The following is a 13,082-nucleotide window of genomic DNA, read 5'->3' as shown; positions in this document are numbered from 1 at the left end:
ATCATTTAGCTAGCTCAAAAATAAGGGGCCTAATGCAAGATTAGGTATTTGATATTCTAGTGGATAATCCACCTGAACTAAATACAAACCTTCCGGTTTTGCTGTTGCTGCCGCCCGTGTTCTATCTTTAGCTTTCAATAAATCATCAATCCATTGCGGCTTTTGATTTTCAGCGCCAACTTCTAGCAAACTGCCGACGATATTCCTTACCATATGATGTACGAATGCATTCGCTTTTATATCCACAATCACATAGTCACCCTGTCTGGTTACACTAATTTGATGAATGTTTCGCCAAGGCGTTAACGACTGACATTGTGCGGCTCTAAATGATGAAAAGTCGTTTTCTCCTAACAGATATTGTGCAGCTTCATGCATGAGCTTTTCATTAAGGGGTAAATAGTAATGCGTAACCCCTTTTGATAAAATTGCTGGACGGTAACGGTGATTATAAATCACATAACGATAACGTCGAGCAGTTGCGCTGAATCTTGCATGAAAACTTTCCGCAACAGGTTGAGACCACCGCACCGCAATATTTGATGGTAAGTGGGAATTGACCCCCATTGTCCAAGCACTGTGAGATCGTTGTGCTTTTGTTTCAAAGTGAATAACTTGTCCTGTTGCATGGACCCCCGCATCCGTTCGACCTGCACAAAAAACCATAATAGGCTCATCGGCGATAACCGATAAAGCAGACTCTAATCTTTCTTGGACTGAATCAACGGATTGTTGGCGTTGCCAACCAAAATATCCACTGCCATCATATTCAATACCCAGTGCAATTTTAGAGGTAGTCATTAATCAGCATCTCAAGCGTCTGGATGAGCATTATTCCACCTAAATAGCGAATATTATCAGCAACTGACCAAAATTGGATTTGTTCATAATGACCAAAACTATGCCTTAAATTGGATAATTTAATCGTCAAATTAGATTCTGATTCGGCATTAACTTCAGTAACAGGAGTTGAAAGCGTATCCCCTTGTAATTCAACACCATATTCGCTAAAACGTGCCATATCTAATTCAATCGGTAAACTGCTAGAAACATTTACCGCTTGAGCAAGTCCATAAAATACCGGAACAATAACAGATTCAATCGATATTGGCAGTTGATAATTATTGATAACTTTACGAATCTGATTTATCAGTGATTTTTCACCGTATGATGAATTATCAGATTCATGTGAAATAGGCAACAGATTGAAAGCAAGCTGTTTGTCGAATAAGTCATTATCAACAGGCATTCCATTTAATAATCGAGCACTTTGACCAGCCAGTTCTTCAACGCCTGGTTTGCCATACATTGAAGAGGGAATGAAACTTGTTACATGCAAATTAGTGAGTAACTCGATATCCGTTAAAGGTGCAACACAGCGAAGTAATTGAGAAACGGGGGCACTGGCTACCGCAATAATGTTTTCGTTACGGTATTCAGCTAAAACATGATTGTTCACTTGTGGCACAATCAGTGGAATATGATCTTGATCAGCAAAGTAGCCACTTGCATCAATCACAATGCATCCTGCTTGTGCTGCTTGTTGAGCATATTTTTCACTGGTTTTCGCACCTGCGACAAAAAAAGCAAAATGGCATTGACTAAAGTCCATTTGAGCACTATCAATAACCGTTAAATTTTTACCTGCAAATCGAATAATCTCGCCAGCACTGTTATCACTGCCGACTAGGTAGAGATTATCAATTTCAATACTATGATTTTTTTGAGTATACTCTTGCAGTAACTCAATGAGCGCAGAACCTACTTGTCCTGTCGCACCAACAATGGCAATATTCCATGCTGACATATATAAACCCAATCAATAAAATTTATCGAAGATTATAACATTATATTTGTGAGGATAGCTGAAAAAAAAGAGCTATTAATTTTGGAAGCGAGATCGACAAATTCATTTTTTATCCGTTACACATTATAAAATTATGATTAAAGTGATGCACCATGTTACACGTTAAAATCCTATTTTATGAATAAAGTTACTTTAGCTGTGATTGCCCAAAAGGCAAATTTATCAATTGCGTCCGTGTCAAGAGTATTAAACACGCCCAATTTAACTTCTGCATTAACACAATCACGTGTTTATAAAGCAATTGAGGAGTTGGGGATTGATACACCCTTTAATACTAAACCCTATCATGTAGAGTGTGAAACGCAAAAAATTTTAATTATTGATAATCAATTATTCTCGCAAAGTTTAATCAATATTGGTTTAGAAAGTGGTTTAAAAGAAGCGGGATACCAATTTTTTTATTTACGCTTCGCCTATTCCAGCCCAAATGATATTCATCATTTAATTCGATATGCAACCCAAAACATTTTTGATGGTATCGTGATCATTAATGATGCTCCCTATTTAGATATCCTCAAAAACTACAAATCCACCTTACCACCTATTATTTTAGTTAACCATTTTTCGCTTGATTTTAATTGCGTTTATTTCGATCACTTGACCATAGCCTATAATATTACTCAATATTTAGTGCATCAAATACATAAAAAAATTGCAGTTATCATCAATGACAGTCATAAAAAGAGTTCAACTCTTTTTTTACAAGGTTATCAGCAAGCCCTTCTGAGGTCTAACATTAAGTTTGATCCTAATTACCTAATTCATCATTGCTTTAGTTATGAGCAAGGGCGTTCGGCTATCAAAAAATTAATTGAAAGTAACAAACCACCCACTGCGATTATTTGCTCGGATAATATTCATTTAAATTATTTGGATGAACAATATTATGATCAAAAAAATTCTCAACACCCTTTTGCTGCGGTACTGGGAATATTGCATCAAGTGAATCAAAGCAAGGAGCAGCTAACGACCCCTATCGCTATTACTTATATTAATCATTCAAAAGATCGTCAATATAATGAATTAGACCAGCTTAGCCGAATTTATAAACCTTTAGCTAAAATGGGAAGAAAATCAGCCCGTTTACTTTGTGACATACTCAAACAAAAAACTGCATCAACTTTGCAATACCACCTTGTTGAAACAGAATCCCTATTTATTAACTAGTCTATAATTAAACATCGTCGCTATTATTAATAGTAGCAGAACGTTTATTTCTGTTGGATTCTGTTTTATGACTATGATGATATCAATCGTTTTGGTGAGAGTTTATTTTTTATCTGAACGCCCGCCCCGATAAATGTTTGATCTTGATAAATCCTGACTAACGTTTCTTGAGGTGAAGTTATCTCATCGTTAATGACCGTATCTATTTCTATCGTTCGACCTAATAAAATATGCTTACCTTGTTGTTCAGTGAGTGTGACCTTTGGGTACGCATTCATTGGGCTATCTACTGGCATTAACAAAGCATCTTTATCAGCTAAATTGTGTAGTGCATCTAAAGTTACCATTTGTTGAATGGGATAATTAGAAACTTGCAGACGTCTTAAATAAATGACATGTGCACCACAACCTAGTAATTCTCCTAAATCATCAATAATCGTTCGAATATACGTTCCCTTAGAGCAATGTATTTCTAAAGTTAATTCATGAGTATTGGCATCAAATTGGATAAATTGATTTTCGTAAACGGTAATGGGTCTTGCTTCTCGTTCAATGACAATGCCTTGCCGAGCATATTCATAAAGTGGTTTACCTTGGTGCTTTAATGCTGAAAACATGGTTGGCACTTGTAAAATATCCCCACGAAAATGCGTTAACGCTTCATCAATTTGTGATTGAGTAATATTGACAGGTTTAGAACAGATGATTTGACCGTCTGCATCTGACGTATCTGTTCGTTCACCTAGTTTAGCAATAACTTGATATCGTTTATCAGAATCTAACAAATATTGAGAAAATTTGGTCGCTTCACCAAAACAGATGGGTAACATGCCTGTCGCTAAAGGATCGAGCGCACCTGTATGCCCTGCTTTTTTAGCGTTAAAGAGTCTTTTGACTTTTTGCAAAGCATCATTCGAGGTCATGCCTTGCGGCTTATCTAATAACAAAACGCCGTGAAGTTCACGGCGAATTTTTTTAATATTCATTGTTAATTTCTTTATCTTAAAAAATAAAACCAACTAGATTTAGTTTAAAATCATGGCATTTTTTATGTTAATCTTTATGACGTTCGTTATCCTGTTTGATAACATCAGAGACTAAACTAGACATTTGCATACCTTTAACCAATGATTCATCATAAAAGAATTTGATTTCAGGAATAATGCGTAAACGCATTGCTTTGCCTATTAAAGTTCGAATATATCCTTTCGCATCATTGAGTACGGTTAGACCTTGTTCAATAATTTGCGGATCATCATCATTTAAAAAAGTTACAAATACTTTCGCGTAGGAAAGGTCGCGTGAGATATCAACACCCGAAACAGTAACCATGCCTAGACGTGGATCTTTGATTTCGCGTTGTAGTATGATTGCAATCTCTTTTTGCAATTCATGTCCAACACGAGAAGAGCGATTAAATGCTTTTGCCATATCTATTTTCCTTAAAATATGAATAAGCAAGGCATAAACCTTGCTTATAACATGGTAATGTCATCGTTATTAAATTGTACGCTTGATTTCGATAGTTTCAAAGACTTCGATTGAATCCCCAACACGAACATCATTATAGTTACGTACACCAATACCACATTCCATACCGTTACGAACTTCATTAACGTCATCTTTAAAGCGACGTAGTGATTCAAGTTCGCCTTCATAAATAACCACGTTATCACGTAAAACACGGATTGGATTATGACGTTTAACCACACCTTCAGTAACCATACAACCAGCGATTGCACCAAATTTAGGTGATTTAAACACATCACGGACTTCGGCAAGACCAATAATTTCTTGTTTGTACTCTGGAGCTAGCATACCACTCATGGCTTGTTTCACTTCATCAATCAGATCATAAATAACTGAATAGTAGCGAAGGTCTAAATTTTCTGTTTCAATCACTTTACGAGCTGAAGCATCGGCACGTACGTTAAAGCCTAAAATTATGGCATTAGAAGCCGCAGCAAGCGATGCGTCCGTTTCGGTAATTCCACCAACACCCGAACCAATAATTTTAACTTTAACTTCATCGGTTGAGAGTTTAAGTAGTGAGTCAGAAATCGCCTCAACCGAACCTTGAACGTCGGCTTTTAGCACGATATTAAGTTCAGATACATCACCTTCAGTCATGTTAGTAAACATGTTTTCGAGTTTCGCTTTTTGTTGTCGAGCAAGTTTAACGTCACGGAATTTTCCTTGACGATATAATGCCACTTCACGTGCTTTCTTTTCATCACGTACAACTGTTGCTTCATCACCAGCAGAAGGTACGCCCGATAGACCTAAAATCTCAACAGGAATTGATGGACCTGCTTCGGTCACTTCTTTACCTAATTCGTTGCGCATTGCACGAATACGACCATATTCAAACCCACATAGAACGATATCGCCTTTACGTAATGTTCCTGATTGAACAAGTACTGTAGCAACAGAACCACGACCTTTATCAAGGAATGATTCAATAACCACACCACTAGCCATACCGGTTTCGTAAGCTGTGAGTTCAAGCACTTCCGCTTGTAACAAAATGGCTTCAAGCAGTTGATCTATACCTGTTCCTGCTTTAGCTGATACATGAACAAATTGTGTGTCTCCACCCCAATCTTCTGACATGACACCATATTGTGCAAGTTCACCTTTTACACGTTCTGGATCGGCTTCGGGTTTATCGATTTTGTTTACGGCAACAACCATAGGTACATTTGCAGCTTTAGCATGTTGGATTGCTTCGATAGTTTGAGGCATGACGCCATCATCAGCTGCCACGACAAGAACAACAATATCAGTTGCTCTTGCACCACGAGCACGCATTGAAGTAAATGCCGCATGTCCCGGTGTATCTAAGAAAGTGATCTCACCATTTGCTGTTTTAACATGATAAGCACCGATATGCTGAGTAATACCACCTGCTTCGCCTGAGGCAACTTTTGCTTTACGAATATAGTCAAGCAATGAAGTTTTACCATGATCTACATGTCCCATAATGGTCACAACTGGAGCCCGTGACACTTTTTCCGCACCCGTATCACGATCACTCATTAAAGATTCTTCAAGTTCGTTTTCACGACGAAGAACGACTTTGTGTCCCATTTCTTCAGCCACTAGCTGAGCTGTTTCCTGATCGATAACCTGATTAATGGTTGCCATTGCCCCCATTTTCATCATCGTTTTGATAACTTCTGAACCTTTTACTGCCATTTTGTTAGCGAGTTCAGCAACGGTAATCGTTTCACCGATAACCACATCTCGGTTAACCGCTTGTACAGGTTTATTAAAACTTTGTTGTAAGGTACTTTTACCTTTCTTTTTATTATTACCACGAGTAACAGCACGTGCTTCTTCACGTTCTGCTTTACCTTCAGATAATTTGCTGCCTTTTTTCTGTTTGGTCTGTTTTGCATTACGACCTCGACCACGTGCGCTTTCAACTTCACGGTCGGTATCGTCTTCTGCTGCGCGTGCAAATTTAGACGTAGTAACATGATAATCTTCTTCATCACCATTGTTGTCATTGTCATTATCATCAGCATCACTATATTGTTCTGCTAATTTTCGCGCTTCTTCAGCCATGCGTTTAGCTTCGGCTTCTAGTTTGCGACGATTTTCTTCTTCAGCTTTACGTTTAATTTCGTTAGCTTCGGCTTCAAGACGCGCTTTTTCTTCTTGTGCTTTTTTTACCTTAGGTGTCACTGGTTGTTCTGCTGCTTTTTCAGCTTCTTTCGCTTTTGCTTCTTGTGCACGTTTTTCAGCTTCGGCCTCTTCACGTTTTTTGGCTTCTTGAGCAGCTAATTGTGCTTGCGCTTCAGCTTCTTTACGTGCTTTTAATTCAGCTTCCTGTTTGGCTTTGCGTTCAGCTTCAAGTCGTGCTTTTTCAAGTTCAGCAGGATCTTGCTTAACAATTGTACGTTTTTTGCGTACTTCTATTTTAATTTCTTTGCTTTTGCCACCGCCACTCGATACATTCAAGGTAGAATGTGTTTTACGTTGTAACGTTAATTTTGTTGGGCCTTGCTGAGGATTTAGATGCGCAAGCAAAGCTTCTTTTTCCTTTTGTGTAACAGTATCTGTTGCAGTTTTTTTAATACCTGCATCAGCAAACTGTTGCAAAAGTGTTTGCACTGGAGTATTTATCTCTTGAGCCAGTGTTTCGATTGATACTTTGGTCATGTATTACTATCCCTCAATTATTCATTTGCAAACCAACAAATATTACGAGCAGCCATAATAAAGTCGCCAGCTTGATTACTTGTTAAACCTTCAATCCCGACTAGATCATCTGTACCTTGTTCAGCTAAGTCTTCCAAGGTGATTACATCATGTTGGGCTAATTGATAGGCTAATTCTTGTGTCATACCTGGCAAATCTAATAAATCTTGCGCAGGTCGTTTATCACCACTATTAGCTAATGCTATTGTAGTTAATGCATCTTTGGCTCTATTTCTTAATGCTTCAACGAGTTCTTCATCAAGTTCTTCTATTTCAAGCAATTCATCAACAGGAACGTAAGCAAGTTCTTCCAGTGAAGTAAATCCTTCTTCTACTAAAAGTTTTGCTAACTCTTCATCAATGTCCAGATGTTTAATCATATTATTAATTGCTGCAAATGATTCTGCATGATGCTTTTCTTGCAAATCTTCGGTACTCATGACATTTAATGTCCAGCCGGTCAGCTGCGAAGCTAAACGAATATTTTGACCGTTACGACCAATTGCCTGTGGTAAAGTATCAGCATTAACAGCAACATCCATTGTATGTTTATCTTCATCAACAACAATAGAAACTACATCGGCAGGCGCCATAGCATTAATTACAAATTGTGCCGGATTGTCATCCCATAAAACGATATCTATACGCTCACCACCAAATTCATTGGATACAGCCTGAACACGCGCACCACGCATCCCAACACAAGCACCAACAGGATCGATACGACGATCATTACTGCTTACTGCGATTTTAGCGCGTGAGCCTGGATCACGAGCAACACCTTTAATATCAATCATTTCTTCACCAATTTCTGGTACTTCAATGCGGAATAACTCTTCCATCATTTGTGGATTTGAACGACTGATACAAAGTTGTGCCGGTTTATTATCTTGTTCAACTAAATATAAGATCCCGCGAACCCTATCGCCTATACGAAAGTTTTCGCGTGGTAACATATCATGGCGGGACATCATCGCATCAGCATTATTTCCTAAGTCAAGGATAACACTATCACGATTAGTCTTTTTAACTATTCCCGTTACGATATCGCCGATTCGATTTCTAAACATGTCGATAACCATCGCACGTTCAGCTTCACGAACTTTTTGCACAATCACTTGTTTGGCTGTTTGCGTAGTAATACGGTCGAAGGCAACTGATTCTATCTGCTCTTGAACGTAATCACCAATTTTTACTGAAGGATCTTCGTATTGCGCAGCTTCTAAAGTCATTTCTTTCGTCGGTTGAGTGACTTCGTTCACAACAAGCCAACGACGGAATGTGTCATAATCACCCGTTTTGTGATCAATCTTAACGACAACATCAATATCAACTGTATGTTTCTTTTTGGTTGCCGTCGCTAATGCGGTTTCTAACGCTTCAAAAATTTTATCTCGCGTAAGTGCTTTTTCATTTGATACCGCTTCAACAACAGCTAAAATTTCTTTATTCATCCTTTACACCCGTACTCTATTTAAGGTTAAAATTAGGTACAATGTTTGCTTTTTGTATATTACTAAAAGCAAATACCTCATCATTATTATCAACTGTTAATGTAATCATCTCATTATCAATGGATTTAATATGTCCTTTCCATTTACGACGATTAGCAACAGGGATACGTAAACTCATCGTAATTTCTTCACCAATAAAACGTTTATAATGCTCAAGCGTGAATAATGGTCTGTCCATACCTGGTGATGAGACTTCAAGATTGTAGGCATCTTTGATAGGATCTTCGACATCAAGTACCGCACTAATTTGTCGGCTAACATCAGCACAATCATCAACAGAAATACCCTCTTCACTATCAATATAAACTCGTAACACTGGGTAACGGCCACGGATATATTCAATACCGACTAATTCAAAACCAAGCGCATTAACAGGCTCTTGAATGATATCGGTCAATTGTTGCTCTATATTAGCCAAACAAACCTCCACTGCAGAAAATAAAAAAGGGCATGAAGCCCAACATTCCTTAAAAACTTACGCTTAAATCGAAACGTAAAAAAACCTCGACATGCGAGGCTTACATTTAAAACTAACTATAATGAAGCCACTTGTTTCGAACTTTCATGCAATAATAACAGGATAAATGGTTATGGATGAAAAGTTAAGTGGTTGCGGGGGCTGGATTTGAACCAACGACCTTCGGGTTATGAGCCCGACGAGCTACCAAGCTGCTCCACCCCGCGATAGATGGTTGATGAGTATACTATATTTTGAAAAAAATGCAACTGAAAATCACGCTTTTTTAACAGTTTTACTTGAAGTTATTGAAATATTTCAGATAGTCATTTTGTCTTATTTTTTTAATTACTCACATTAAATTACATTATAATATTTTCTAATGAAATCATAAGGATTTCCGCTGATTTTTCAGCGGAAAACCGTGTTTTTGTGATTAATATTAAATAACGATTTTTGGAGGCTATTTTATAGTTGCATTTTTCATTTTATTGACAAAAATGGCTAATTCATGCAACATTTTTTGAGGGGTATCCAAATGTTGCTCAATAATTTTGACTGTCGCAGAACCAGCAATTGCTCCCGCTGCTCCCGATTTAATTGCTTCACTCACTTGGTTAGGATCAGATATACCAAATCCTTGAATAGCAGGAGGTGCATTAAATTCAATGAGTTTTTTCAATAAATGGGTAAGGGGTTTATTGGCACGATTTTCAGTTCCTGTAACACCAGCGCGAGACACCAAATAAGTATACCCTTTACCATATTTAGCAATATTTTTAATCACTTCATCATCGGCATTAGGTGGACAAATAAATATAGGGGCAATACCATTTTTTTCAGCTGAGCCTATAAACTCTTGCGCATACTCAACAGGTAAATCTGCAATCAATACTGAATCTATCCCTGCTTTAGCGCACTTGGCATAGAAGTTATCAATACCATTTTTGAACACTAAGTTAGCATAGATGAGTAATCCAATAGGAATATGAGTATTATCATGTCGAATTTTGGTTAAAATTTCAAAGCATTTATCAACGGTGATACCGCCTTGAAATGCTCGTATATTGGCGTTTTGAATGGTGGGACCATCCGCCATAGGATCTGAAAATGGAATACCAAGTTCCAACGCATCAGCACCCGCATCAATTAATGTTTGAATTATTTGTAATGAGAGCTTTGGATTGGGATCACCAACGGGAACAAAAGGAACAAATGCACCTCGTTTTTCTTGCTTTAACTTATCAAATAGTTTTTGATAGCGGCTCATTCGACTTCTCCTTTTGCTTTTAAAATATCATAAACAGTAAAGATATCTTTATCGCCACGACCAGATAAATTGACAATTAATAACTGTTCTTTGTTTGGATTTTCTTTGATCATCTTAATAGCGTAAGCTAAGGCATGCGATGACTCTAATGCGGGGATTATGCCTTCACTACGTGATAGAGCTTTAAAGGCCGCTAATGCTTCGTCATCAGTAATCGATACATAATCAGCCCGTCCAATACTGTCTAAATATGCATGTTGAGGCCCTACCGACGGAAAATCCAAACCCGCAGATATCGAGTAAGATTCTTCAATTTGTCCTTCATCAGTTTGCATCATTGGCGATTTCATCCCAAAATAAATGCCTAGTTTACCATGTTTTAATGATGCGCCATGCTCGCCACTTTCAATACCATGACCACCCGGTTCAACACCAATTAATCTGACCGATTTATCTTCAATAAAATTGGCAAACATTCCAATAGCGTTTGACCCCCCTCCAACACAAGCAATGACAGCATCAGGCAAGCGACCTTCTTTTTCTAAAATTTGCTGTTTTGCTTCACGGCTGATCATTTGTTGAAACTCTCGGACAATGGTCGGAAACGGATGCGGTCCGGCAGCTGTGCCTAACATATAATGTGCTTTTTCATAACTACCTGACCAGTCTCGTAATGCTTCGTTACAAGCATCTTTCAATGTTGCAGAACCCGTTTCAACAGGAATGACTGTTGCGCCCATTAAACGCATTCTAAAGACATTGGGTGCTTGGCGCTTAACATCTTTTGCCCCCATATAAATGCGGCATTTTAGACCTAATAGTGCGCATGCTAAAGCCGATGCAACGCCATGTTGCCCTGCACCGGTTTCGGCGATTATTTCCGTTTTTCCCATTCTTTTGGCTAGTAAAGCTTGCCCTAATACTTGATTTGTTTTGTGTGCCCCACCATGCACAAGATCTTCTCGTTTTAAATAGAGTTTAGTTTTCGTACCCTCCGTTAAATTTTTACATAATGTGAGTGCTGTAGGTCGACCTGCATAGTTAACTAACAAATCGTTAAACTCTTTTTGGAAGCTGGGATCGTTGATCGCAGAGATAAAAGCATCCTCAAGTTGTTCAAGTACAGGCATCAATATTTGAGGGACATATTGCCCGCCAAATTCTCCAAAATAAGGATTTAATTTAGACATAACCATTCCTTTTTAAAATTAATTAAATTTGTTCAAATACGGCTTTAATTTTCTGTTTATCTTTAATACCAGCATACATTTCCACACCGGAATTAATATCAACGCCAATAACCTTAGTGGCTAATGCAGATTTGACATTTTGTGGATTTATACCACCCGCTAAAATCACATTATTTAAATCCAGTCCATTTAGTAATGACCAATCAAAATGTTGTCCTGTTCCCCCTGCTCCATGATCAAAGATATAGCGACTGATTAGCGGATGATGATGTTCTGGGATGACATTGCTAATACTTAGCGCTTTCCAGATTTGACAGGATTGAGGCAGCTGTTGACGTAAGGTTTGTAAATAGTCTTCATCTTCATCGCCATGTAATTGAACGGCATAAAGTGATAATTGTTTGGCAATTTGACTTACTTGCTCGATGTCTTCATTTTTAAACACACCAACCCAATTAAGTGGAGCCACTGACATAAGCGAACGCGCTTTAATGGGTGGAATATAGCGTGGTGATTGGGGGACAAAAATTAATCCACCATAAACAGCGCCAGCTTGATAAGCCGCAACAGCATCTTCTGTTCGCGTCAAACCACATACTTTATTTTCACCTAGCATAACTTTTCGAATCGCTATCGCTAAGTTAGATTCCGACATTAATGCACTTCCAATTAAAAAACCATTAGCAAATTGACTGAGTTCTTTCACCTGATTATGGGTGTATATACCTGATTCACTGATAATGATGCGATCCGTCGGAATTGTTTTAGACAAATTCTTGACCCGATTTAAATCGACACTTAAATCACGTAAATTACGATTATTTATACCGATGACTTTAGCACCAAGTTCAATGGCTCGTTCGACTTCTTTTTCAGTACTCGCTTCAGTTAGTACACCCATATTAAGTTGATGAGCAATCTGACTTAAATGACGATATTCATCATCGGTAACAACAGATAGCATTAATAAAATAGCATCTGCTTGATAATAACGCGCTAAATAGATTTGGTATTCGTCAATAATAAAATCTTTACATAGAACGGGTTGTGTCACTTCGTTGCGAACAATTGGCAAAAATTCAAAACGACCTTGAAAGTATTTTTCATCAGTCAGTACAGAAATAGCCGAAGCATAATCTTTATAGACTTTAGCAATACTCGCTGGATCAAAATCGTTACGAATTAAGCCTTTTGAAGGCGACGCTTTTTTACACTCTAAAATAAACACCGTTTTAGGCTGATTTAAGGCTTGATAAAAATCACGATCACTTGGTTTAATTTCTGATTGAAATGTGTCTAGTGGTTTTTGTTTTTTTTGTTCGATTAGCCATTGCTTTTTATCATCAATGATCTGTTTTAAAACAGTCGCCATTTCAACATTTTCGGTTAATGTATTTACAACCATGTTACT

11 protein-coding genes and 1 tRNA gene are annotated in these 13,082 nt (G+C 37.8%); 1 reads left to right on the top strand and 11 read right to left on the bottom strand.

Features of this window, described 5'->3' with window-relative positions:
• Positions 1-9: 9 nt before the first annotated feature.
• On the bottom strand, positions 10-801 hold the full coding sequence (truA, locus tag ACGH46_RS01185; protein WP_411603580.1) for a tRNA pseudouridine(38-40) synthase TruA: 792 nt from the start codon (positions 799-801) through the stop codon (positions 10-12).
• Positions 788-1,807: an aspartate-semialdehyde dehydrogenase gene (locus ACGH46_RS01180; protein WP_267350513.1), complete on the bottom strand. Its 1,020-nt coding sequence runs from the start codon at positions 1,805-1,807 to the stop codon at positions 788-790. Before ACGH46_RS01180 ends, truA begins: the two co-directional genes overlap by 14 nt.
• A gap of 177 nt (positions 1,808-1,984) precedes the next feature.
• On the opposite strand from ACGH46_RS01180, the gene ACGH46_RS01175 reads away from it, so the two are divergent.
• Positions 1,985-3,034: a LacI family DNA-binding transcriptional regulator gene (locus ACGH46_RS01175; protein WP_411597196.1), complete on the top strand. Its 1,050-nt coding sequence runs from the start codon at positions 1,985-1,987 to the stop codon at positions 3,032-3,034.
• 71 nt (positions 3,035-3,105) lie between these two features.
• Here ACGH46_RS01175 and truB read toward each other — a convergent pair whose 3' ends face one another.
• The 9 genes from truB to trpCF all read right to left on the bottom strand — a co-directional run bounded on the left by truB (position 3,106) and on the right by trpCF (position 13,076).
• Positions 3,106-4,020 (bottom strand): tRNA pseudouridine(55) synthase TruB, encoded by a 915-nt coding sequence (gene truB, locus ACGH46_RS01170; RefSeq protein ID WP_267360646.1) that lies wholly within the window; start codon positions 4,018-4,020, stop codon positions 3,106-3,108.
• A gap of 67 nt (positions 4,021-4,087) precedes the next feature.
• Positions 4,088-4,465: a 30S ribosome-binding factor RbfA gene (gene rbfA, locus ACGH46_RS01165; RefSeq protein ID WP_411603577.1), complete on the bottom strand. Its 378-nt coding sequence runs from the start codon at positions 4,463-4,465 to the stop codon at positions 4,088-4,090.
• Between the two features lie 69 nt (positions 4,466-4,534).
• Positions 4,535-7,201 carry a translation initiation factor IF-2 gene (gene infB, locus ACGH46_RS01160; protein WP_411589987.1) on the bottom strand — a complete coding sequence of 889 codons (2,667 nt, stop codon included), beginning with the start codon at positions 7,199-7,201 and terminating at the stop codon, positions 4,535-4,537.
• A gap of 17 nt (positions 7,202-7,218) precedes the next feature.
• Positions 7,219-8,694, bottom strand: coding sequence for a transcription termination factor NusA (gene nusA, locus ACGH46_RS01155; protein WP_411603574.1), 1,476 nt, complete (start codon positions 8,692-8,694; stop codon positions 7,219-7,221).
• 16 nt (positions 8,695-8,710) lie between these two features.
• Positions 8,711-9,172 carry a ribosome maturation factor RimP gene (rimP, locus tag ACGH46_RS01150; protein ID WP_065559534.1) on the bottom strand — a complete coding sequence of 154 codons (462 nt, stop codon included), beginning with the start codon at positions 9,170-9,172 and terminating at the stop codon, positions 8,711-8,713.
• A 189-nt stretch (positions 9,173-9,361) separates the two neighbouring features.
• Positions 9,362-9,438, bottom strand: a tRNA-Met gene (locus tag ACGH46_RS01145).
• A 236-nt stretch (positions 9,439-9,674) separates the two neighbouring features.
• The gene (gene trpA / locus ACGH46_RS01140; RefSeq protein WP_411603572.1) at positions 9,675-10,481 is read right to left on the bottom strand and encodes a tryptophan synthase subunit alpha; all 807 of its coding nucleotides are present in this window, start codon (positions 10,479-10,481) and stop codon (positions 9,675-9,677) included.
• Positions 10,478-11,671: a tryptophan synthase subunit beta gene (gene trpB / locus ACGH46_RS01135; protein ID WP_411603569.1), complete on the bottom strand. Its 1,194-nt coding sequence runs from the start codon at positions 11,669-11,671 to the stop codon at positions 10,478-10,480. Before trpB ends, trpA begins: the two co-directional genes overlap by 4 nt.
• 22 nt (positions 11,672-11,693) lie before the next feature.
• Complete coding sequence (trpCF, locus tag ACGH46_RS01130; RefSeq protein ID WP_411603566.1) at positions 11,694-13,076, bottom strand: bifunctional indole-3-glycerol-phosphate synthase TrpC/phosphoribosylanthranilate isomerase TrpF; 1,383 nt, start codon at positions 13,074-13,076, stop codon at positions 11,694-11,696.
• Between the last annotated feature and the right edge of the window lie 6 nt (positions 13,077-13,082).

This window comes from Gilliamella sp. CG22, assembly GCF_046635725.1.
Classification (GTDB): Bacteria; Pseudomonadota; Gammaproteobacteria; order Enterobacterales; family Orbaceae; genus Gilliamella; species Gilliamella apicola_I.
The sequence above is the reverse complement of the archived record's forward strand: the minus strand, read 5'-3'. Positions and strand labels throughout refer to the sequence as shown.

Excerpts from the sequence above, each read along its gene's own strand:
- ACGH46_RS01175 (WP_411597196.1), top strand. The coding sequence starts at position 1,985 with ATGAATAAAGTTACTTTAGCTGTGATTGCCCAAAAGGCAAATTTATCA.
- truB (WP_267360646.1), bottom strand. The coding sequence starts at position 4,020 with ATGAATATTAAAAAAATTCGCCGTGAACTTCACGGCGTTTTGTTATTA.
- trpA (WP_411603572.1), bottom strand. The coding sequence starts at position 10,481 with ATGAGCCGCTATCAAAAACTATTTGATAAGTTAAAGCAAGAAAAACGA.
- trpB (WP_411603569.1), bottom strand. The coding sequence starts at position 11,671 with ATGTCTAAATTAAATCCTTATTTTGGAGAATTTGGCGGGCAATATGTC.
- truA (WP_411603580.1), bottom strand. The coding sequence starts at position 801 with ATGACTACCTCTAAAATTGCACTGGGTATTGAATATGATGGCAGTGGA.
- infB (WP_411589987.1), bottom strand. The coding sequence starts at position 7,201 with ATGACCAAAGTATCAATCGAAACACTGGCTCAAGAGATAAATACTCCA.
- ACGH46_RS01180 (WP_267350513.1), bottom strand. The coding sequence starts at position 1,807 with ATGTCAGCATGGAATATTGCCATTGTTGGTGCGACAGGACAAGTAGGT.
- rbfA (WP_411603577.1), bottom strand. The coding sequence starts at position 4,465 with ATGGCAAAAGCATTTAATCGCTCTTCTCGTGTTGGACATGAATTGCAA.
- trpCF (WP_411603566.1), bottom strand. The coding sequence starts at position 13,076 with ATGGTTGTAAATACATTAACCGAAAATGTTGAAATGGCGACTGTTTTA.
- nusA (WP_411603574.1), bottom strand. The coding sequence starts at position 8,694 with ATGAATAAAGAAATTTTAGCTGTTGTTGAAGCGGTATCAAATGAAAAA.